Below are 20,814 nucleotides of genomic sequence, written 5' to 3'. Positions count from 1 at the left end.
GCGGGTGGGCTCGTCGAGGATCAGCACCTCGGGGTCGGTGTACAACCACTTGGACAGCACGACCTTCTGCTGGTTGCCCCCGGACAGCTTCCCGACGACGGACAGCACGCTGGGCGCCTTGATGTTCATGCTCGACCGGCTCTCCTCGGCGACGCGGATCTCCTCGTTGCCGTTGACGAAGCCGTTGCGGGAGAGCTTGCCCAGCGCGGCGGCCGAGACGTTGCGGGTGATGTCCTCGATGAGGTTCAGCCCGTACTTCTTGCGGTCCTCGGTGGCGTAGGCGATGCCGTGGTCGATCGCCTCGGACACCGTGCGCGCCTGGATCTCCTTGCCGTGCAGGTAGAGCCGGCCGGTCACGTCGCGGCCGTAGCTGCGCCCGAAGACGCTCATCGCCAGCTCGGTGCGCCCGGCCCCCATCAGCCCGGCGATGCCGACGACCTCGCCGGCCCGCACGTCGAAGGACGCGCCGTCGACGACGAGCCGGTCCTGGGTGGGGTGCTTGACGCTCCAGTCCTCGACCCGCAGCACGACGTCCCCAGGGTGGGAGACCCGCTCGGGGTAGTAGGAGTCCAGGTTGCGCCCGACCATGCCGCGGATGATCCGGTCGGCGCCGATGCCCGGGTCGGACATGTCCAGCGTCTCGACCGTGCGGCCGTCGCGGATGACCGTGGTGCTCTGCGCCACGGCGGTGATCTCGTTCAGCTTGTGCGAGATCATGATCGAGGTGATGCCGCGCTCCTGCAACGAGCGGAGCAGGCCCAGCAGGTGGGCCGAGTCGGTGTCGTTCAGTGCCGCGGTGGGCTCGTCCAGGATCAGCAGCTTGACGTTCTTGGACAGCGCCTTGGCGATCTCGACCAGCTGCTGCTTGCCGACGCCGAGCTGGCCGACCGGCGTCACCGGGTTCTCGCGCAGCCCGACGGACTCCAGCAGCTCGCCGGCCTCGGCGTTGGCGCGGTTCCAGTCGATCAGCCCGGAGCGGCCCGTGCGCTCGTTGGCCAGGAAGATGTTCTCCGCGATGGAGAGGTAGGGCACCAGGGCGAGCTCCTGGTGGATGATCACGATCCCCACCGCCTCGCTGTCCCGGATGCCGGAGAAGCGGCAGGTCTGGCCGTCGAAGACGATGTCGCCGTCGTAGGTGCCCGCGGGGTACACCCCGGACAGCACCTTCATCAGCGTGGACTTGCCGGCGCCGTTCTCCCCGCAGATCGCGTGGACCTCACCGCGGCGGACGGCCAGCGACACGTCCTCCAGCGCCTTGACCCCGGGGAAGGTCTTGGTGATGCCGCGCATCTCCAGGATGTTCTCGGTCATGGACTCCGTCGTCCTCGTCGTGGGTGCGGGTGGAGTCTGCTCCGCCCGCGGGGCCCGGTCGAGCCCCTCCCCGGGGATGGCCGCGCCGGGGGTGGTGCCGGCCGGGCCGGGCAGCACGCGCTGCCCGGCCCGGCCGTGTCGTGCGGCGGGTCGGTGGACCCGGGTCAGTCGTCGGCCTGACCCTTGGCGACCTCGTCGGCGGACCAGTAGCCGGAGTCGACGAGGACCGACTGGATGTCGTCCTTGTAAACCGTCTGGATCGGCAGCAGGTAGGACGGGACGACCTTCTTGCCGTTGTCGTAGGTCGTGGTGTCGTTCGCCTCGGGCGTGTCGCCCTCGAGGAACGCCTCGGCGGCGATGACGGCCTGCTCGGCGAGCAGGCGGGTGTCCTTGAAGATCGTCGAGTTCTGCACGCCGTCGGCGATCAGCTTGACCGAGGCGATCTCGGCGTCCTGGCCGGTGACGACCGGGATCGGCTTGTCGGCGGCGCCGTAGCCGGCGTTCTGCAGCGACGTGATGATGCCGCGGGAGATGCCGTCGTAGGGCGAGAGCACGCCGTTGACGACGGACCCGTCGTTGTACGAGCGGGTCAGCAGGTCGTCCATCCGGCGCTGGGCGGTCGCCTGGTCCCACCGCAGGGTGGCGGCCTGGTCGATCTCGGTCTGGCCGGACTTCACCACCAGCGTGCCGTCGTCGATGAACGGCTGGAGCGTGTCGATGGCGCCGTTGAAGAAGAACCCGGCGTTGTTGTCGTCCAGCGAGCCGGCGAACAGCTCGATGTTGAAGGGGCCGGTGGCGGTGCCCGGCGAGCCGTCCTCGTTCAGCAAGCCGAGACCGGTGAGCAGGGCCGTGCCCTGGGCCACGCCGACCTTGTAGTTGTCGAAGCTGACGTAGAAGTCCACGTTCTCGTTGTCGCGGATCAGCCGGTCGTAGGAGATCACCTTGATGCCCTCCGCGGCGGCCGCGTCGAGCTGGCTGCTCAGCGCGGTGCCGTCGATCGCGGCGATGATCAGCAGGTCGGCGCCCTGGGTGATCATCTGGTCGACCTGCTGGGACTGCGTCGGGATGTCGTCCCCGGCGTACTGCAGGTCCACCTGGTAGCCGGCGTCCTCGAGCTGCGACTCGACGGCGGCGCCGTCGGCGATCCACCGCTCCGAGGTCTCGGTCGGCATCGAGACGCCGATCGTGAGGTCCTCGGGTGCAGCGTCGGCCGAGTTCGAGCTGCCGCCGGCGCCGTCGCCGCCGCAGCCGGCCAGCCCGAGGGCCAGCACCGCACCCAGGGCCGTCATCCTCAGCGTCTGTGCTGCCACGTGCCATCTCCTCTGCGAGCACTCCTGCCACCTGTGCGGCAGCAGACCCGCAGCTGTGCGGGCGAGTCAGTGTGAGCGCTCACAGAGGGGGGGCGTCAATACTCGCGGTGAACCTGGGTGGTCACGTTGTCGTAACGGTGCCGTCATCTCTGGAGGAGGTCCTCCGGTCCGACCGCCGGACCCGGGTCAGTCCGCGCCGCCCCGGCCGGAGCTGCTGCCCGTCCCGCCGCGGCGCTCGCGCGGGGTCGGGTCGGCCTCGACCGGGCGGTTGGCCACGACCGGGTGCTCGCCGGTGTAGCCCATCCGCTCCTGGGCGACCGCGAGCACCCGGCCGCGCACCAGGTACCACCCGCCGACCAGCGCCGGCACGATGACCACCAGGGTGGCGACGGTCCAGCTGCCGATCGGTGCGTCGAGGGCCATGAGCACCAGCACGACGGCGAGGAACGCGAGCGTCGCGTACCCGGTCCAGGGTGCGCCGATCATCCGGAAGTGCGGGCGCTCGATGATGCCCTTCTTCGACCAGGCGTACAGCCGCAGCTGGCACAGCACGATCGTGCCCCAGGAGGAGATGATCCCCAGGGCCGACATGTTGAGCACGATCTCGAACGCCTGCCCCGGCGCGACGGCGTTGAGCGCCACGCCGAACAGGGTCAGGAACCCGGTGAGCAGGATGCCGCCGTAGGGCACGCCGTTCGCGCTCATCCGGCCCGTGAAGGCCGGGGCGCTGCCGTTCATCGACATCGAGCGCAGGATGCGCCCGGTCGAGTAGAGCCCGGCGTTCAGGCTGGACAGCGCCGCGGTGAGCACGACGATGTTCATGATCGTGCCGGCACCGTCGACGCCGATCGAGTCGAAGAACGTGACGAACGGGCTCGTCCCGGCCTCGTAGGCGGTGTAGGGCAGCAGCAGGGCCAGCAGCACCAGCGAGCCGACGTAGAACACGGCGATCCGGAAGATCACCGAGTTGATCGCCCGGGGCATGATCTTCTCCGGGTTCTCCGTCTCCCCCGCCGCGGTGCCCACCAGCTCGACGGCCGCGTAGGCGAAGATCACCCCCGAGGTCACGATGACCACCGGGAACACGCCGGTCGGGAAGAGGCCGCCGGAGTCCGAGATGACGCTGAAGCCGGTGGGCTGGCCCTGGATGTCGAAGCGGCCGGCCAGGAACACCGTGCCGATCACCAGGAACGCCACCAGCGCGATCACCTTGACCATCGCGGCCCAGAACTCGAGCTCGCCGAAGAGCTTCACCGAGATCAGGTTCATCGACAGCACGATCCCGAGCGCGATCAGCGCGATGACCCACTGCGGCACCACCTCGAAGGCGCCCCAGAAGTGCATGTAGGTGGCGATCGCGGTGACGTCGACCATCGCGGTCAGCGCCCAGTTGACGAAGTACATCCAGCCCGCGACGAAGGCGGCCTTCTCGCCGTAGAACTCCCGCGCGTAGGACACGAACGACCCGGACGACGGGCGGTGCAGGACCAGCTCGCCCAGGGCCCGCAGGATCAGGAACACGAAGACGCCGCAGACGGCGTAGACCAGGAACAGCCCCGGGCCGGCGCTCGCCAGCCGGCCGCCGGCGCCGAGGAACAGGCCCGTCCCGATCGCCCCACCGATGGCGATCATCTGCAGCTGACGCGGCTTGAGGCCCTTGTGGTAGCCCTCGTCCTCCTGACTGTGCACGGAGTTGTCGTACGTGGCGTCCTGCCTGGGTGCTGCGCTCATGGCGGGCCGATCTGATCGTGCCGACGGGGTCGGCGACCCGTACCCCGGTCGTTGCCACCATCAACCGTCCCGGCGTGAACTCCGTGCGACGTTCGGGTTCCAGGCGACCGCGCGGCGTCCGAGCCAGCCCGACAGCCGGCCCTGCTGCTCCGCGGCCGGCCGGACCGGTTCGACGCCGGACAGCAGCCCGGCCACGAGGTCGGTGAACTCCGTGCAGCGGACGTACCGGTCGGCCGGGTCCTTCGCGAGGGCCCGGGCCACGACCGGCCCCAGCGCCCGCGGCAGCCAGCCGCGCCGCCGGTGGAGCTCCGGCGGTGGTCGGGTCAGGTGCGCGTGCACGATCGCGAACGGGCTGGGCAGCGGGAACGGCGGCCGGCCGGTGAGCCACTCCACGAGCGTGCAGGCCAGCCCGTAGACGTCGGTCGCGCCGCTCAGCTGCTGGGCCTGCAGCACCTCCGGGGCGGCGTAGGGCAGCGAGCCGAGCACCCGCCCGTTGCGGGCCAGCGGGCGGGCGTCGTCGAGGAACCGGGCGATGCCGAAGTCGGTGAGCACCGCCCACGGGGCGCCGTCGACCGCCCGGACCAGCACGTTGGACGGCTTCACGTCCCGGTGGACGACGTCGCGGGCGTGCGCGTGGTCCAGCGCGCCCGCGACCTGACCGGCGACCGCCAGCACCCGGGGCAGGTCGGGCTCGGCGTGCGGGCCGGGCACCAGCGAGCTGCCGGTGACGCCGTCGACGTGCTCCATCGTCGTCCAGAGCAGGGGTCGCGCGCCGGGGACGCGGGCCGGCGCCTCGCCGTGGTCGAGCACCTCGATCACGTGCGGGTGCCGCAGTTCCCGGGCGATCTCGAACTCGCGGTGGAACCGGGCCCGGGCGACGTCCGAGCGGACCTGCTCGACGTCGAGCAGCTTGAGCGCCACCACCCGCCCGTCGGGGTCGGTGACCCGGTAGACCGTGCTGGTCCCGCCCCGGCCGATCATGGCCTGGACGACGCGGCCGCCGACCTCGTCGCCGGGGCGGAGGTCCACCGCCCGAGCCTAGGACGGGCCCGGGGCCGCCGCAGGACGGCGGGAGGCGACCCGGCGGGCCGGTCAGGACGGCGGGAGGCGACCCGGCGGGCCGGTCAGGACGGCGGCGTGGGGGTCTGCCGCGCGGCGACGGTGGCTGCGATGACGTCGCGCAGGAACCGGGCGACGAGCGCGCGCTCCTCGGGCCCGTACCGCTCGACGGCCGCCCCGACCGACCGGCCCAGCGGGCCGAACAGCTCCCCGGCCACGAGGCCGGCGGCGCGGGTCATCTCCAGGTCCACCCGGCGGCGGTCGACGGTGCTGCGGGTGCGCCGCACGTGCCCGGCCCGCTCCAGCCGGTCCAGCAGGGCGGTGGTGGCCGGTGAGCTGAGGTGCAGGGCCGCGCCCAGTCGGGACGGGGTGAGCGGCTCACCGGCCCGGTTCGCGTCCAGGATCACCGCGAGGGCGTTCAGGTCGGTCCGGTGCAGGTCGTGCTGCGTCCCGGAGGACTCGACGTAGCGGTCGGTCTCCACCGCGAAACGCCGGAGCAGCGTCATGACCTCGTCGGCGTCCGGGGCGGTCGACTCCGTCACGTCGCACTCCCGTCCTCCGGCCGGTGGCGGTCCGGTTGACCGTCGCCGCTCGCCATCCTATCTTCTCCATCGTGGAACTTCTCGGTGGTCGAAGCAGTGGTGTGGGCGACCGGCTGGCCGGACTGGTCGCCGGACGGCGGTCCAAGTGGGTGGTGGTGCTGCTCGCCCTGCTGGTCTCCGCTGCCGCGCTGGCCCTCGGCGGCTCGCCGAGGGTCTCCCAGGAGGTCACCGCCGCGCTGCCGTCCGGGGCCGACTCCACCGAGGTCGCGGCCCTGCAGCAGCGGCTGCCGTCCGCCTCGGTCGACCCGGCGCTGATCGTCTACAGCCGGCCCGGCGGGACGCTGACCGACGCCGACGTCGCCGCGCTCGGCGAGCGTGCGGACGCCGTCACCGCGGCGTTCCCCGACTCCCCGGTGTCCCCGCCCGTCGTCGCCGACGACCGGGCCGCCGCGCTGGTCAGCGTCTCCCTGCCGGCCGACCTGCCGACCGCGGAGCTGGGCACGACCGTCGAGCGGCTGCGGGCCGAGGCCGCCACCGACCTGCCGGACGGGCTGCGCGCCCAGGTCACCGGCAACGCCGCCTTCACCGCCGACCTCGGCGCGGTGTTCGAGGGCGCCGACATCACGCTGCTCGCGGCCACCGCGCTGGTCGTGGCGCTGCTGCTGCTGCTCACCTACCGCAGTCCGTGGCTGTGGCTGGTTCCGCTGACGGTCATCGCGGTCGGTGACCAGGTCGCCGCGAAGGTGGTGGCCGTGCTCACCCGCACCACCGGGCTGACCGTGGACGACTCGACCGTGGGCATCACGTCCGTGCTCGTCTTCGGCGCCGGCACCAACTACGCGCTGCTGCTCATCGCCCGGTACCGCGAGGAGCTGCGCCGCACCGAGGACCGGCACACCGCCATGCAGCGCGCGCTCCGCTCGGCCGGGCCCGCGGTGCTGGCCAGCTCCGGCACCGTGTTCCTCGCCCTGCTCACCCTGGCCGCCGCGGTGACCCCGGGCAGCCGCAGCATCGGCCTGGCCGGGGCCGCCGGGATCGCCGTCGCCGTGGTGTACGCGCTGGTCGTGCTGCCGGCGGCGCTGGTGCTGTTCGGCCGGGGGCTCTTCTGGCCGTTCACCCCGCGCCTGGGTCAGCCCGACCCCACCCGCAGCGGCCCGTGGTCCCGGATCGGCGCCGCCGTCGTGCGGTACCCGCGGCGGGTCGCGGTGGCCAGCGTGATCGTGCTGGGCGTGCTCGCCACCGGCACCACCGCCATCTCGGCCGGGCTGTCGCTCACCGAGCAGTTCCGCGAGCCGGTGGAGTCCGCCGAGGGGCTGGAGACCCTGGCGGCGGGGTTCGCCGCCGGCACCGCCGACCCGGCGGCGGTGATCACCAGTGCGGCCACCGCCGAGCAGGTGGCCTCGGCCGCCCGCGCCGTCCCCGGGGTGGACGCCGCGACCGTCGGCGAGACCGACGGCGACCTCACCCAGGTCGACGTGGTGCTCGACGCCCGGCCGGGCAGCGAGCAGAGCTTCGACACGGTGCGGGCCCTGCGCGAGGCCGTCGCCGCGGTGCCCGGCTCGGACGCGCTCGTCGGCGGCACGGAGGCCACCGAGCTCGACGCCCGGGACGCCGCCGCCCGTGACCGGCTGGTGGTCATCCCGCTGGTGCTCGCGGTGGTGCTCGTCGTGCTGCTCACGCTGCTGCGCGCGGTGGTGGCCTCGGTGCTGCTCATCCTCACCGTCATCGCCAGCTACGCGGCGGCGATGGGGGCCGGCTGGCTGCTGTTCCGCACCCTGTTCGACTTCCCGGCGCTCGACGCCGGCGTCCCGCTGCTGGCGTTCCTGTTCCTGGTGGCCCTGGGGGTGGACTACAACATCTTCCTGGTCACCCGGGCCCGGGAGGAGGCAGCGCACGCCGGCACCCGGGCCGGGATGGTGACCGCGGTGGCGGTCACCGGCGGGGTGATCACCAGTGCCGGGGTGCTGCTGGCCGCGGTCTTCGCCGTGCTGGGCGTGCTGCCGCTGATCACGCTGACCCAGCTCGGTGTGATCGTGGGCCTCGGCGTGCTGCTGGACACGCTGCTGGTGCGCAGCGTGCTCGTGCCCGCGCTGGTGAGCATGCTCGACCGCCGCTTCTGGTGGCCCTCGGCGCTGTCCCGGAGCGAGCCGGAGCCGACTCGCCAGCCCGCACCGCTGGAGACGGCGCGGAGCTGAGGGGCGGCCGGGGCCGGGGGCAGCCGGGGGCGAGGGCAGCCGTGGGCGGGGGCGGCCGGGGGCGAGGGGCGGCCTGGTCCGAAAGGCGCCGGGTCGAGGGGCGGCCGGGGCGAGGGGCAGGCGGGTCCGAAGGGCGGCCGGGTCCGAGGGGCGGCCAGGCCTGTCCCCCCTCGACGCTTGTGCTCTGCACGGCTCCCCGATGCAGAGCACAAGCGTGTCCACGATGCAGAGCACAAGCGTGCGGAGGTGGACCGGTCGGCCGGCCCGGGACGTCAGCGGAGCGTGACCTGGCGGGAGAGCAGCCCGGCGCGGGAGCGCCGCTCGTCGGAGCTGAGCGGGTCGCTGACCTGCAGCGCAGCGGCGAGCCGGTCGTGGAACGCAGCCGACGGCGCCGCCCAGTCCGCGGCGGGCGTCTCGGCCGGCACGTCCCAGACCGGCACCATCAGGCCGTGGGCCCGGAAGGCGCCGGCGTACTTGGTGCCCTCGCCCAGGGACAGCTGCTCGGCCGCGCCCAGCCGGGCCAGCGCGTCGAGCAGGGCCTCCTCCGGCTCCGGGCGGACCCAGCGCACGTGTGCCCGGTCGGCGGCGGGCCGGCACCAGTAGGCCGCGTCCAGGCCCTCCAGACGCACCGTCGGGATGATCGCGTCGTTGGCGCCCTGCAGCCCGGCCTGCGCCTCCGGCCCGGCACCGGTGCCCTCCAGCCAGAAGCCGAAGTCCTCGTGCACGGTCACCTCCAGCGGCACGGACGTGTCCAGCAGGTCCTGCAGCCGGGGCCCGGCGGAGCCGGCGCCACCGATCGGGCCCGGGTCGACCGGGGCGCCGACCGGCGCCTCGAGGGCCGCCGCGAGCGCGGTGCCCAGGTCACGGCTGACGTCCTCGGAGGAGGTCTGCAGCTGCACGCCGAGCAGGATCTCGCCGTTGGCCCGCACCAGGGCCGGGCTGGCGCCCGGCAGCACGCTGGCCAGGGTGACGCTGCGGCCGTCCACCGTGGTCAGCGGCGCCGTGGCCGCGGAGACCAGCTCGCGCAGCGCGACCCAGTCGGCCTCGCCCGGCAGGCCCTCGAAGGGGCGGCCGACGGCGGGGGTGTAGCCGGATCCGTGGCAGTGCTTGTACCGGCGGCCGGAGCCGCACGCGCACGGCGCCTTGGGGTTGACGTCGCCGGCTGCACGGGCGGTGGCGGGACGACGGGTCGCAGTTCTGGCCATGCCCCTCAGCGTATGTGGCCCGCTGACCGCCTCTCGCCGCGAGCGTGCCCGTGGCGTCGCCCCCTGCTGCGCGGGCTCGCGACGCGTCCGCGCGGGGGTGCGACGTGCGTCGGCGTGTCACGGGGAAAGGCGCAGCTCAGCCGGTCGGCTCTAGGATCACCCCGGTGACAGCCGCAGGAGTACCGCTCCGACTCGACGACCCCGGCGTCGTCGCCGACCCGTACCCGCACTTCGCCGCCGCCCGGCACCGGGCCCCGGTGCAGTGGCACGAGGGCCTGGGGCTGTGGCTGGCGTTCACCCACGCCGAGAGCAACGCCGTGCTGCGTGACCGGCGGCTGGGCCGGATCTGGGTGGACGAGCAGCCGGTCGACCGCTTCGCGAGCTTCAACCTGATCCACCGCAACGCCATCCTGGAGATGGAGCCTCCGCACCACACCCGGGTGCGCCGGCTGATCAGCTCTGCGTTCGCCCGCGGGCACGTCGAGCGGCTCCGGCCGTGGGTGGACCAGCTGGCCCGCGACCTCGTCGACGACATGGTCGAGCGCTCGGGCGGTGAGCAGCCGGTGGACGTGCTCGGCGGGATGGCCGAGGAGCTGCCGGTCGCAGTGATCGCCGAGCTGCTGGGCGTGCCGCACGCCGACCGCTCGCTGCTGCGGCCCTGGTCCAACGCGATCGTGAAGATGTACGAGTACGGCCGCACCCCGGACACCGAGGACGGCGCCGAGCGCGCGGCCGACGAGTTCGTCGCGTACCTGCGCGCGCTGGCCGACGACCGCCGCCGCTCCCCCGGCGACGACCTGCTCTCCCACCTGGTCGGCGTGCGTGACGCCGACGGCGACCGGCTCACCGAGGACGAGCTGGTCAGCACCTGCATCCTGCTGCTCAACGCCGGGCACGAGGCCACCGTCAACGTCACCGGCAACGGCCTGCTGGCCCTGCTGGAGCACCCCGACCAGCTGGCCCGGCTGCGCGCCGACCCCGGTCTGCTGCCCACCGCCGTCGAGGAGCTCATGCGGTTCGACTCCCCGCTGCAGCTGTTCGAGCGCACCGCCACCTCCGACGTCGAGATCGGCGGCGTCACCGTCGCCCGGGGCCAGAAGATCGCGGCACTGCTGGGCGCGGCCAACCACGACCCTGCGGTGTTCACCGACCCCGGGCGGCTCGACGTCGGGCGCACCGAGAACCCGCACCTGGCCTTCGGCGTCGGGGTGCACTTCTGCATCGGTGCCCCGCTGGCCCGGCTGGAGCTGCAGGCCTCGTTCCGGGCGCTGCTGGAACGGCCGTCGGCCCTGGCGCTGGGCCGGCCGGCCCGCCGCCGCCCGGAGTTCGTCATCCGCGGTCTCGCCGAGCTGCCGGTCGTGTTCACGCCCTGATCCCCGGGCGCCGCCCGACCCGGAGGTGGAACGTGACCGGGGCCACTGGCACGATGCGCCCATGCGCGGCCACATGCAGCAGACGCCGTTGACGATCGACTCGATCTTCCGGTACGTCGAGCGCCACCACGGGCACAAGCCGATCGTCACCAACTCCCCCACCGGCCCGGTGCGCACCACGTACGGCGAGTGGGCGGTGCGCACCCGCAAGCTGGGCGGGGTGCTCGACACCCTCGGGCTCACTGCCGACGCCCGGGTGGGCACGTTCGCCTGGAACTCGGCCCGGCACCTGGAGCTGTACTTCGCGGTGCCCAGCACCGGCCGGGTGCTGCACACGCTGAACATCCGGCTGTTCCCCGAGCAGCTGACCTACATCGCCAACCACGCCGAGGACGAGGCGGTCTTCGTCGACCGCACCGTGCTGCCGCTGTTCTGGCCGCTGGTCGACTCGATGACCACCGTGCGGCACGTCGTCGTCATGGACGACGGCGGGGACAACGCGATCCCGGACGACCCGCGGGTCTCCCTGTACGAGGACCTCGTCGCCGCCGCGGAGCCGATCGACTTCCGGGTCGAGGACGAGAACCTCGCCGCGTCGATGTGCTACACGTCCGGGACCACCGGCAACCCCAAGGGCGTGCTCTACAGCCACCGCTCGACCGTGCTGCACACCATGGCCGTGGTGCAGCCCAACGTCTTCTCCCTGGGAGAGACCGACGTCGTCATGCCGGTCGTGCCGATGTTCCACGCCAACGCCTGGGGCCTGGCCCAGGCCGGCCCGTCGGTGGGCGCCGCGATGGTGTTCCCCGGCCCGATGATGCAGCCCAAGGCGCTGGCCGACCTGATCGTCGCCGAGGGCGTCACCTTCACCGCCGGGGTGCCCACCATCTGGCAGGGCGTACTGCCCGAGCTGGCCGGCCGCGAGCACCGGCTGCGCGACATCGGCTGCGGCGGCTCCGCCGTCCCGGCGGCACTGAGCGAGGCCTACCGCGAGCGGGTCGGGCTGCCGATCCTGCAGGCGTGGGGCATGACCGAGACGCACCCGGTGGCGACCGCCGCCCGGCTGCCCCGGCACCTGTTCGACGCCGACGACGAGGACAAGGTCGCCTGGCGGGCCCGGGCCGGCGTGCCGTTCATGGGCGTCGAGGTGCGCATCGTCGAGGCCGGCACCACCGACGAGCTGCCCTGGGACGACGTCGCCACCGGCGAGCTGCAGGTGCGCGGCTCCACCACGGCGCAGGACTACTACCGCCCGGACGCCGGCACGGAGCTCTCCACCCCGGACGGCTGGATGAAGACCGGCGACGTCGCCGCGATCGACGGCTACGGCTCGGTGCGGATCGCCGACCGCACCAAGGACCTGATCAAGAGCGGCGGGGAGTGGATCTCCTCCGTGGAGCTGGAGAACGCGATCATGAGCCACCCGGCCGTCGCCGAGGCCGCGGTGATCGGCATCCCGGACCCCCGGTGGGATGAGCGGCCGCTGGCCTGCGTGGTGCTCGAGCGCGGTCAGACGCTCACCGCGGAGCAGGTCATCGAGCACATCAGGCCGATGGTGGCCAAGTGGTGGCTGCCCTCGGCGGTCGAGTTCATCGACGAGGTGCCCAAGACCAGCGTCGGCAAGTTCTCCAAGAAGGACCTGCGCACGCGGTTCGCGGAGTACCCCGCGCCTCGCTGACCGGGGACCGGGTGCCGGGGTGCGTCCCGGCAGCCGGTGACCTGCGCGTGCAGGTGCCCGCTGTCACATCGCGCCCGGGAACGGTGGTCGGATGGGCACTCCTGCGGCCGGGCTGGGATGGAGAACCCACTCCGCATGCCGACAACCAGGCATGACCACCGTGGGTGCGACCGACCCGGACCTGAGGTACCTGCGCAGCCACCGCCTCGCCCGCTTGCTGCCCGCCGACGTCCGGGCCGTGCTGCGCAACGTCGCCGGGCACGAGGCGCCGGCGGTCTGGGCCGAGGCCTGCGCGGAGGCCGGGGTGAACCGGGAGGCCGAGCTGGCCTCCTCGGTCGACATGACCCGGCTGACCGCGGCCCTGGCCACCCGGCGCGGCGCGGTCGGGCTGGTCGGCCGCGCACTGCACACCCGGGTCACCGTCTTCGACCTGCTCGCCGCGCGCTACGTCGGGGTGCAGGCGCCACCGGCGGACTGGGCCCGCAGCTCGCTGGACCTGCTGCTGCAGAGCCGGCTGCAGTCGCCGTCCCGGACCGCGGAGCTGTCGCGGCTGGACCTGTTCGGCCCGGCCACCGCCGCCCGGGCCGCGCGCACCGCCCGCGCGGCTGCCGCCCAGCTGGGCACCCCGATCGGGCTGGTCACCGCCGTGCTCGACCAGGCACAGGAGCACCTGGGCACGCACGGGCTGCCGCCCTGGTTCGAGCCCGCCCACGGTCTGCCGATCGAGTGGTCGTTCTGTGCCACGACCGTGCGCACCCGGCAGCCGCACCTCGTCCACGACCTCGCCGCCGACGTGCTGCAGCGGACCAACCCGCTGGTCGTCCACGAGGGCGCGCGCAGCTATGCCGGCGTCCCGCTGCTGACCCGCAGCGGTGAGGTGCTCGGCACGGTGTGCGTCATCGACCTCGAACCCCGGCGGTTCGCCGCCGGCGACGTCGCCGCGCTGCGGGCACTGGCGGACGAGGCGGTCGCCGAGCTCGAGGAGCGGGCCGCACCCGCGGCCTGAGACCGCGGCGCTGCAGGCGCGTCCGCGGCAGGGCGCCGACACTCGGTGTCGTGCCCGAAGGAGACAGCGTCCACCTGCTCGCCCGCCGACTGGACCGTGCCCTGCTGGGCCGCACGCTGACCCGCTCGGACCTGCGGGTCCCGCGGCTGGCCACCGCCGACGTGGCCGGCCGCACCGTGCTGGAGCACGCCACCCACGGCAAGCACCTGCTGACCCGGCTGTCCGGCGGCCTCACCCTGCACACGCACCTGCGGATGGACGGCTCGTGGACCGTCACCGGCCCGGGCAGGCGGCTGCCCGGACGGCTGATGCCCGACGTCCGGGTGGTGCTGGAGACCGACACCGGTTCCACGGCCTACGGCATCAAGCTCCCGGTGGTCGAGCTGGTCGAGACCGTGCACGAGGACACCGTGGTCGGGCACCTGGGGCCCGACCCGCTGCGCGCCGACTGGGACGCCGAGGAGGCGGTGCGCCGGCTCGTCGCGGACCCCACCCGGCAGCTCGCCCCCGCCCTGCTCGACCAGCGGCTGATGGCCGGCTTCGGCAACCTCTGGGCCAACGAGCTGTGCTTCCTCACCGGCCACAGCCCCTGGACGCTGATCGGCGAGGTCGACGTACCCGCGCTGGTGCGGCTGGCGGTGCGCGCCCTGCGGCACTCCGCCCACGTGCCGAACGCCTACCAGGTCACCACCGGGAACAGCCGGCGCGGCGAGAGCCACTGGGTGGCCGGTCGCGCGCGGCGTCCCTGCCTGCGCTGCGGCACCACGGTGCGCGTCGTCGACGAGGTGCCCGGCGACCGGGACAACCGGCGCACCTGGTGGTGCCCGCACTGCCAGCCGGGCCCGGGCCCCGAGGCGCGGGTGCTGCTCCGTCCGTGAGCCCGGTCTCACCCCTCCCGGGGAGGCCGGGACAGCGCGGGTCGTCTACGGTTCGTGGCCGGCGCCACTGTGGCGCAGGCCGCACGCGGCCCGCCCGCCCTGGTCCACCACCAGCCTGAGGAGGTCCCCCGCATGACCGCCGACCGTGTGCTCGTGATCGTGCCGACGTACGAGGAGCGGGTGAACCTGCCGTTGATCGTGGCGCGGGTGCGGGCGGCGGTGCCGTGGGCGCACGTGCTGGTGGTCGACGACGCGTCCCCGGACGGCACCGGTGAGGTGGCCGACGGGCTGGCGGCGGCCGATGGGTGTGTGCACGTGCTGCACCGGGCCGGGAAGGAGGGTCTGGGGGCTGCCTACCTGGCGGGGTTCGCGTGGGGGCTGGGTCGGGGTTTCGACGTGCTGGTGGAGATGGACGCCGACGGGTCGCACGCCCCGGAGCAGTTGCCGCGGATCCTGCGGGCGCTGGCCGATGCCGATGTGGTGCTGGGGTCGCGGTGGGTGGCCGGGGGTGAGGTGGTGAACTGGCCGTTGCACCGGCAGGTGCTGTCCCGGGTGGGCAACGCCTACACCCGGCGTGCGCTGGGGCTGCGGGTGCGGGATGCCACGGGTGGGTACCGCGCGTACCGGCGGGAGGTGCTGGCCACGCTGGACCTGACCCGGGTGGCCAGTCACGGGTACTGCTTCCAGGTGGACCTGGTGTGGCGGGCGCTGCGGGCGGGCTACCAGGTGATCGAGGTGCCGATCACGTTCGTGGAGCGGGTGCACGGGGCGAGCAAGATGAGCGGGGACATCGTGCGGGAGTCGCTGCTGCGGATCACCTGGTGGGCGATCGCCGAACGCAGCGGGCAGCTGGGCCGGGTCGCCCGCGGCCAGGCCCGGCGACCCCGCGCCGGCTCCGCCCCCGACAGCCACGCCGCACCGGTGCTGCTGGACCGCGCGGCCTGAGCGGGCGCTCGGCTCAGACGACGGTCGGCGGGGCGCCGGTCTCGCTGACCATCGGGCGCCCGGCGTCCAGCCAGGCGCCCATGCCGCCGCCGACGTTGACCGCGTCGAAGCCGTTCTGGTTCAGCCAGGCCGCGACCCGCGCCGAGCGGCCGCCACCCCGGCAGGTCACGTACAGCGGGTCGCCCTCGGGCAGGTCGTCCAGGCGGGAGGGCACGTCGCCCATGGCGATGTGGGTGGCGCCCTCGATGTGGCCGGCGACCCACTCGTCGTCCTCCCGGACGTCGAGCACGACGGCGTCGTCGGGCAGCTCGGCGGCCGGCACGGTCGGGACCTGCGCAGGAGACGTCACGCTCCCCATCGTGGCACGCGGGCACCCGGCGGCGCCGCTGGGAGGATGGCCGTGATGTCCCCGAGCCCGCCGCCCCCCGGCCAGCAGCCACCCCCCGCCGGTGCGCGGCCACCGGTCCCGCCGGGACCGGCCCGGACGCCGGCCTGGTCGCTGTCCCGGGAGGCCGTCTCGCTGTGGACCGTGCAGGGCGTGCTGGGCACCGTGGTGCTCGTGGCGCTGGCCGCCGTCGCTCTGCTGGTGCTCCCGGACGGCGCCGTCGACGTGCTGCGCTGGGTGCTGCCGCCGCTGGTGCTGCTGGAGGCGGTGCTGAGCATCGGGGTGCAGCCCCGGCTGCGGTACCGGGTGCACCGGTGGGAGGTCACCGACGAGGCGGTCTACACGCTCACCGGCTGGCTGTCCCGCACCTGGACGCTGGTGCCGATCTCGCGCATCCAGACCGTCGACGTCACCCGCGGTGTGGTGCAGCAGCTGTTCGGGCTGGCCAGCGTGGCGGTGCTGACGGCGTCGTCCCAGGGCACGGTGCGCATCCCGCACCTGGAGGCGGCCGTGGCCGCGCGGGTCGCCGACGACCTGGCCCGGCGGGCGGAGCTGGTGCGGGACGAGGCCACGTGACCGGTCCCGTGCCGGGCGCCCCGGGCTGGGACCCCGCCCACCCCGCCCCGGGACGGCGCACCTCACCGCGGGTGATGCTGGTGCACACCGTCACGTTCCGGCAGGCGCGCTCGTTCGTCCCCGCGATGCTGGGCCTGGCCGCGGCCATCGGCAGCAACATCGACCCCTCGCCCCTGGGCATCGCCGGGCTGGTCCTGCTGGTCACCGTGCTGTCCCTCGGGTTCGCCGCGCTGGGCTGGTGGCGTTTCAGCTACGCCGACACCGACAGCGCCGTCGTGGTGACCCGGGGGCTGCTGGCCCGCTCGGTGCGCACCGTGCCGATCGACCGGGTGCGCGGCGTCGAGGTGGAGGCACCGCCGCTGTACCGGCTGTTCGGGCTGGTGCGGCTGCGCATCGACGCCGCGGCCGGCGCGGTGCAAGGCTCGGAGGAGGAGCTGGTCGTCGACGGGCTGCGCCCGGCCGAGGCCGACCGGCTGCGCGCCCGGCTGCTCACCCGGCGGGCCGCGCCGGCACCGGTGCCCGGCCAGGAGCCCGTGCCGGGTGCCCCGGGGCCGGCGCCCGCGGCCGGGGAGCCGGAGGAGGAGTTCGCCCGGTTCGACAACCGCTGGCTGCTGTACTCCCCGCTGGTCGGCAGCTACCTGGCGATCCCGTTCGCCGCGCTGGGCGCGCTGTCCCGGCTGACCGACGAGCTGCCCGACCGGTTCACCCCGGACCTGGGGCAGCCGGACCTCAGCCGGCTGCCGGTGCTGCTGCTGGCCGTCGTCGCGGCACTGCTGGTGGTGCTGCTGGGCTCGGTGATCGGCAGCGCGGTGGTCAACTGGGGCTTCCGGCTGGTGCGCCGCGGCGGGTCGCTGGTGGCCGCGCGCGGGCTGCTCACCCGGCGGCAGACCGAGCTGGAGATCGACCGGATCCGTGGCGGCACCCTGTCCGAGGGGGTCGGCATGCGGCTGGTGCGCGCCGCCCGGTCCAGCGCGCTGGTCACCGGGCTGGGGGACGCCACCCGCCGCGGCCAGCTGCTGCCCATGGGGCCCCGGCGCGAGGCCTGGGCGCTGCTCACCCGGCTGGTCGAGGACCCCGGAGCGCTGCGGCGGCACCCCCCGGCGGCACGACGCCGGCGGCTGGTGCGGGCGATCGGCTCCGGCGTCGTGGTGCTGGCCGCCGGGCTGGTGCTCACCGCCACGCAGGGCTGGTGGTGGGTCGCCGTCCTCGGGGGCGTGCTGACCGTGCTGGGCGTGCCGCTGGGCCTGGGCCGGTACGCCTCGCTGGGTCACGTGACCGGCGAGCGGTCGTTCTCGGTGCGGTCGGGCTGGCTGGTGCGCGAGCAGGTGGTGCTGCAGCAGCGCGCCGTGGTGGGCTGGCAGGTGCGGCAGAGCTTCTCCCAGCGCCGGGCGTCGCTGGCCACGGTGACCGCGTGCGTCGGCGCGGGCAGCGGCGGCTACGCCTGCACCGACATGGCCGCCGACGAGGCGGCCGCCTTCGCCCTGGCCTCCTCCGGCCGGTGGGCCGGCACGCTCACCCCGCACCCCTGACCCTGCGCCCCCACACCCCCTGGAGGACGAGCGATGCCGATGGACGCCGCGCAACTGCTGGCCCTGGTGCCCGAGCCCGACCCGGCCCCCGGCCCCGAGCTGCACGGCGGCGGGTCGGCCGACGGGCTGCGCTTCGCCGGGCTGACGCTCACCGGGGACGCGACCGGGGCGCACCTGCTGGAGTGCGTGGTGCAGGACTGCGACCTGGGTGAGGTGCGTTTCGACCGGGCGCGGCTGTCCAGCACGCTGCTGGCCGACGTGCGGGCGGCCACGCTGTCGCTGGGTGAGGCCGACCTGCTGGACGTCGTCCTGGAGCGGGGGCGGTTCGGGGCGCTGGTGCTGCAGGGCGCCGAGCTCACCCGGGTGCTGCTGCAGGACGTGAAGGTCGACTTCGTCGACGTGCGCGGCGCGCGGCTCACCGACGTCACGCTGCGGGGCTGCGACATCGGGGCGCTGGACGCCGGCTCCGCGGACCTGCGCCGGGTGCAGCTGGTCGACTGCCGGGTGGGCTCGCTGGAGCTGTCCGGGTCGCGCAGCCGGTCGGTGGACCTCAGCGGCGCCGAGATCGGCCGGCTGGACGGCGTGGACCAGCTGCGCGGCTGCACGATCAGCAGCGAGCAGCTGCAGGGCTGGGCGCCGGCGATCGCGGCGCAGCTGGGCATCACCGTCGCCTGACGTCGTCCTCAGGTGAGCAGGCTCTGCAGCAGTTCCGCGGTGGCCACCGGGTGCGTGCCTGCGAGCAGTCCGGCGGCGGCGAGCACGTACCGTCGGTCGACGACGACCCGGGTGCCGGCCAGCACGCCGGCCGCGCCGCCCCGGTCGGCGGCCAGCCGGCTGACCACGGCGTCCAGCGCACCGGCGTCGGCGTGCCGGAAGACGCCGCCGGAGAGCACGACGAGCCCGACGCCGCGGGCGCTCGCGCCGCCGGCGCCGTAGGCGGCCTCGGCGCGCAGGTGCCGGCGCAGCGCGACGGTGGCCGCGGCCTCGCCCAGCGCGAGCGCGTCCTCGCCGGTCGGGGGCAGGCCCTCGGCGCGGGCGGCGGCGAGCAGGTCGCCCACGCTGTGGTGCACGCCCAGGTCGCCCTCGACGGTGCGCCGGTGCGCGGGCACGCCCACCGCCTCCCGGCGCAGCGCGGCCTGCTCGGGGTCGAGGTCGGGAACGCAGTAGACGTCGGTGGTGGCGCCGCCGACGTCGAGCACCAGGACGCCGGGCACGTCGGCGCCGGAGCGCAGCGCGGCCAGCGCGACCACCCCGTCGAGCACCGCGTCGGGGGTCACCGCGCGCACCCACCGCTGCAGCCGCGGGTCGGCCGACAGCCGCTCCCCGCCAATGACGTGCTCCAGGAAGACCGCGCGGATGCCGGCCCGGGCCGACTCCGGGGCGAGCTCGCCGATGTCGGGCAGCACGTTGTCGCACGCCGTCACCGGGCAGCCGCCTGCGGCCAGCACCGCGGCCACCTCCTCGCGCACCTGGACGTTCCCGGCCAGCACCACCGGCACCCGGCCGGCCGCGGAGGCCAGCGCCCCGGCGTTGTGCCGGAGCACGGTCGCGTCGCCGCCGTCGGTGCCGCCCACCAGCAGGACGACGTCGGGTGCGGCGGCGGCGAGCGCGGCCAGCCCGTCGCCGTCCAGCCGGCCGGCGGCCACGTGCACCACCCGCGCGCCGGCCGAGAGCGCGGCCCGGTGCCCGGCCTCGGCGCTGATCAGTTGCTCGTAGCCGACCACCGCCAGCCGCAGCCCACCCCCGGCGCTGGAGCACGCCCGCACCTCGGCGTCCCAGCCCTCGGTGGCGGCCAGCACCCCGGGGACGACGTCGCTGCTGGTGGGGGCCTGGCGCGTGGCCAGCAGTTCCCCGCTGCCGGCGTCGACCAGGGCCGCCTTCGTCCAGGTGGAGCCGATGTCGACGCAGGCGAGCCGACGGGCGTCCGGTGAGGATGTGGCAGTCACCACGGCACCGTACGGACCGCGGGCACCGCCCGGGACGTCGGATCCACCGACGGCGGCGGGGAGGGTGTCCCCGAGAAGCGTCAGGAAGAGTTGACACATCCATCGAAGGCCATGGAGTCGGCGCGCGAGAGCTGGAGCAGGCCGAGGGCAGTCAGCAACTGGTCCTCGGTCCACGGGCCGTCCGTGACGCCCACGAACGCGCCCAGCTCCGCCAGTGTCCGGGTGTACCCCACGGGGGCGTGGTGCCGGGAGACCAGCGAACGCAGCGCAACGACGCGCTGGGCCATCGGACGGCGACGGTCCCGGACCCGCCGCACGGAGGACGGCCAGCTCACCGGAGCACCGTCTCACGGGTTGCAGTGTCAAGCCGCCGGGACCGGGCCGTCCCGGCTGTTGCGGTGTTTCCCTCACTCCTGCGGTGCTGCACGACCGCAGGAGCCCGAACGACGCCGCACGAGCGCCACGCCGGTGCGGTCGGGGGACCGCCGGCGCATCCAGGCGGCTGGGGTCAGCGCTGGACGGCCTGCTCCGCGCCGATGCCGGTCAGCGACCGGGCCTCGAGCTCGGCCTGAGCCAGCCGGTGCCCCGCGTCAGCCGGTGGCGTCGTCCGGGGCCGGGGGTGGCTCCGGGTAGGGCTGCAGCAGTTGGAGGAGCAGGAACGTGCGGCGGGTCCCCTCCTGGTCGCGGGTGCGCTGTGACCAGCGGTCCAGCACCTCGGTCAGCTCGGTGGCGAACTCCCGGGCCTCCTCGTCGGTCAGCCGCAGCGCCGACTCGGTGATGGACACCTGGTCACGGCCGTCGACGCGATCGGAGTAGGCCGCGTCCACCACCTGGTGCGCCCAGTCGGCCGCCTGCCGGCGCCAGACCCCGACCGCGGCCGGCCCGCCCGGCACCTCGGCGAGATCCCGGAGGTCGATGCGCAGGCCACGCTCGGCCACCGGCCGCCACACCCGGTCCCTACGGTCGCGGCCTTCCGCCACCGCCTCCTCGATGACGCCGTACTTGGCGAGCTGACGCAGGTGGAAGCTGGCCTGGTTGGCCGGGATGCCCAGCTCACGCGCGATGTCGGCGGCGCGGAGGGCGCCGGCGGCGTGCAGCTCCCCCAGGATCCGGTTGCGCACCGGGTGGGCGATGGCCCGGAGCAC

19 protein-coding genes are annotated in these 20,814 nt (G+C 74.5%); 9 read left to right on the top strand and 10 right to left on the bottom strand.

What is annotated here, in order from left to right:
• The 5 genes from G1H19_RS18905 to G1H19_RS18885 form a co-directional block, all read right to left on the bottom strand.
• A partial coding sequence (locus G1H19_RS18905; RefSeq protein WP_163638853.1) for an ATP-binding cassette domain-containing protein occupies nt 1-1,311 on the bottom strand: 1,311 nt, incomplete at its 3' end.
• Between the two features lie 164 nt (nt 1,312-1,475).
• Nucleotides 1,476-2,621, bottom strand: coding sequence for a multiple monosaccharide ABC transporter substrate-binding protein (gene chvE, locus G1H19_RS18900; protein WP_235928090.1), 1,146 nt, complete (start codon nt 2,619-2,621; stop codon nt 1,476-1,478).
• Nucleotides 2,622-2,807: 186 nt separating this feature from the next.
• Nucleotides 2,808-4,352, bottom strand: coding sequence for an amino acid permease (locus G1H19_RS18895; protein WP_152729243.1), 1,545 nt, complete (start codon nt 4,350-4,352; stop codon nt 2,808-2,810).
• Between the two features lie 60 nt (nt 4,353-4,412).
• Nucleotides 4,413-5,381 (bottom strand): serine/threonine-protein kinase, encoded by a 969-nt coding sequence (locus G1H19_RS18890; protein WP_202925888.1) that lies wholly within the window; start codon nt 5,379-5,381, stop codon nt 4,413-4,415.
• A 95-nt stretch (nt 5,382-5,476) separates the two neighbouring features.
• Complete coding sequence (locus G1H19_RS18885; protein WP_235928089.1) at nt 5,477-5,953, bottom strand: MarR family winged helix-turn-helix transcriptional regulator; 477 nt, start codon at nt 5,951-5,953, stop codon at nt 5,477-5,479.
• A 35-nt stretch (nt 5,954-5,988) separates the two neighbouring features.
• Between G1H19_RS18885 and G1H19_RS18880 the strand changes: the two genes are divergently transcribed.
• Nucleotides 5,989-8,148 (top strand): MMPL family transporter, encoded by a 2,160-nt coding sequence (locus G1H19_RS18880; protein WP_217269557.1) that lies wholly within the window; start codon nt 5,989-5,991, stop codon nt 8,146-8,148.
• A gap of 272 nt (nt 8,149-8,420) precedes the next feature.
• Here the strand turns inward: G1H19_RS18880 and G1H19_RS18875 are convergent, their stop codons facing one another.
• On the bottom strand, nt 8,421-9,353 hold the full coding sequence (locus G1H19_RS18875; protein WP_152729241.1) for a DUF5926 family protein: 933 nt from the start codon (nt 9,351-9,353) through the stop codon (nt 8,421-8,423).
• A 164-nt stretch (nt 9,354-9,517) separates the two neighbouring features.
• Between G1H19_RS18875 and G1H19_RS24715 the strand changes: the two genes are divergently transcribed.
• The 5 genes from G1H19_RS24715 (at nt 9,518) to G1H19_RS18850 (ending at nt 15,233) form a co-directional block, all read left to right on the top strand.
• Nucleotides 9,518-10,726, top strand: coding sequence for a cytochrome P450 (locus G1H19_RS24715; protein ID WP_162392868.1), 1,209 nt, complete (start codon nt 9,518-9,520; stop codon nt 10,724-10,726).
• 61 nt (nt 10,727-10,787) lie between these two features.
• Nucleotides 10,788-12,404 carry a long-chain fatty acid--CoA ligase gene (locus G1H19_RS18865; RefSeq protein ID WP_152729239.1) on the top strand — a complete coding sequence of 539 codons (1,617 nt, stop codon included), beginning with the start codon at nt 10,788-10,790 and terminating at the stop codon, nt 12,402-12,404.
• Between the two features lie 151 nt (nt 12,405-12,555).
• Entirely contained in the window at nt 12,556-13,410 is an 855-nt protein-coding gene (locus G1H19_RS18860) for a GAF domain-containing protein (RefSeq protein WP_152729237.1), read from the top strand.
• A gap of 50 nt (nt 13,411-13,460) precedes the next feature.
• Complete coding sequence (locus tag G1H19_RS18855) at nt 13,461-14,288, top strand: Fpg/Nei family DNA glycosylase (RefSeq protein ID WP_162392867.1); 828 nt, start codon at nt 13,461-13,463, stop codon at nt 14,286-14,288.
• A gap of 132 nt (nt 14,289-14,420) precedes the next feature.
• A complete protein-coding gene (locus G1H19_RS18850) occupies nt 14,421-15,233 on the top strand; it encodes a polyprenol monophosphomannose synthase (protein ID WP_152729235.1) in 813 nt (270 codons plus the stop codon).
• Between the two features lie 13 nt (nt 15,234-15,246).
• On the opposite strand, the gene G1H19_RS18845 is transcribed toward G1H19_RS18850, so the two are convergent.
• Nucleotides 15,247-15,582: a rhodanese-like domain-containing protein gene (locus G1H19_RS18845; RefSeq protein WP_407647119.1), complete on the bottom strand. Its 336-nt coding sequence runs from the start codon at nt 15,580-15,582 to the stop codon at nt 15,247-15,249.
• A 54-nt stretch (nt 15,583-15,636) separates the two neighbouring features.
• On the opposite strand from G1H19_RS18845, the gene G1H19_RS18840 reads away from it, so the two are divergent.
• Genes G1H19_RS18840 through G1H19_RS18830 form a run of 3 tightly spaced genes read left to right on the top strand, consistent with a single transcriptional unit; the run spans nt 15,637 to nt 18,398 of the window.
• Nucleotides 15,637-16,194, top strand: coding sequence for a PH domain-containing protein (locus G1H19_RS18840; RefSeq protein WP_152729231.1), 558 nt, complete (start codon nt 15,637-15,639; stop codon nt 16,192-16,194).
• A complete protein-coding gene (locus tag G1H19_RS18835; RefSeq protein ID WP_235928088.1) occupies nt 16,191-17,723 on the top strand; it encodes a PH domain-containing protein in 1,533 nt (510 codons plus the stop codon). The genes G1H19_RS18840 and G1H19_RS18835 overlap by 4 nt, the downstream gene beginning before the upstream one ends.
• Before the next feature lie 33 nt (nt 17,724-17,756).
• Entirely contained in the window at nt 17,757-18,398 is a 642-nt protein-coding gene (locus G1H19_RS18830) for a pentapeptide repeat-containing protein (RefSeq protein WP_152729229.1), read from the top strand.
• 8 nt (nt 18,399-18,406) lie between these two features.
• Here G1H19_RS18830 and G1H19_RS18825 read toward each other — a convergent pair whose 3' ends face one another.
• The 3 genes from G1H19_RS18825 to G1H19_RS18815 all read right to left on the bottom strand — a co-directional run bounded on the left by G1H19_RS18825 (nt 18,407) and on the right by G1H19_RS18815 (nt 20,814).
• Nucleotides 18,407-19,669 carry a glutamate mutase L gene (locus G1H19_RS18825; RefSeq protein ID WP_202925887.1) on the bottom strand — a complete coding sequence of 421 codons (1,263 nt, stop codon included), beginning with the start codon at nt 19,667-19,669 and terminating at the stop codon, nt 18,407-18,409.
• Between the two features lie 80 nt (nt 19,670-19,749).
• Entirely contained in the window at nt 19,750-20,004 is a 255-nt protein-coding gene (locus tag G1H19_RS18820; RefSeq protein WP_152729226.1) for a hypothetical protein, read from the bottom strand.
• A gap of 255 nt (nt 20,005-20,259) precedes the next feature.
• Complete coding sequence (locus G1H19_RS18815) at nt 20,260-20,814, bottom strand: winged helix-turn-helix domain-containing protein (protein ID WP_202925886.1); 555 nt, start codon at nt 20,812-20,814, stop codon at nt 20,260-20,262.

Origin of the sequence: Goekera deserti (genome assembly GCF_010685995.1) — a bacterium.
Taxonomy (GTDB): domain Bacteria; phylum Actinomycetota; class Actinomycetes; order Mycobacteriales; family Geodermatophilaceae; genus Goekera; species Goekera deserti.
The sequence above is the reverse complement of the archived record's forward strand: the minus strand, read 5'-3'. Positions and strand labels throughout refer to the sequence as shown.

Coding starts and splice junctions, on each gene's coding strand:
- G1H19_RS18850 (WP_152729235.1), top strand. CDS start 14,421: ATGACCGCCGACCGTGTGCTCGTGATCGTGCCGACGTACGAGGAGCGG.
- G1H19_RS18830 (WP_152729229.1), top strand. CDS start 17,757: ATGCCGATGGACGCCGCGCAACTGCTGGCCCTGGTGCCCGAGCCCGAC.
- G1H19_RS18875 (WP_152729241.1), bottom strand. CDS start 9,353: ATGGCCAGAACTGCGACCCGTCGTCCCGCCACCGCCCGTGCAGCCGGC.
- G1H19_RS18860 (WP_152729237.1), top strand. CDS start 12,556: ATGACCACCGTGGGTGCGACCGACCCGGACCTGAGGTACCTGCGCAGC.
- G1H19_RS18895 (WP_152729243.1), bottom strand. CDS start 4,352: ATGAGCGCAGCACCCAGGCAGGACGCCACGTACGACAACTCCGTGCAC.
- G1H19_RS18865 (WP_152729239.1), top strand. CDS start 10,788: ATGCGCGGCCACATGCAGCAGACGCCGTTGACGATCGACTCGATCTTC.
- G1H19_RS18840 (WP_152729231.1), top strand. CDS start 15,637: ATGTCCCCGAGCCCGCCGCCCCCCGGCCAGCAGCCACCCCCCGCCGGT.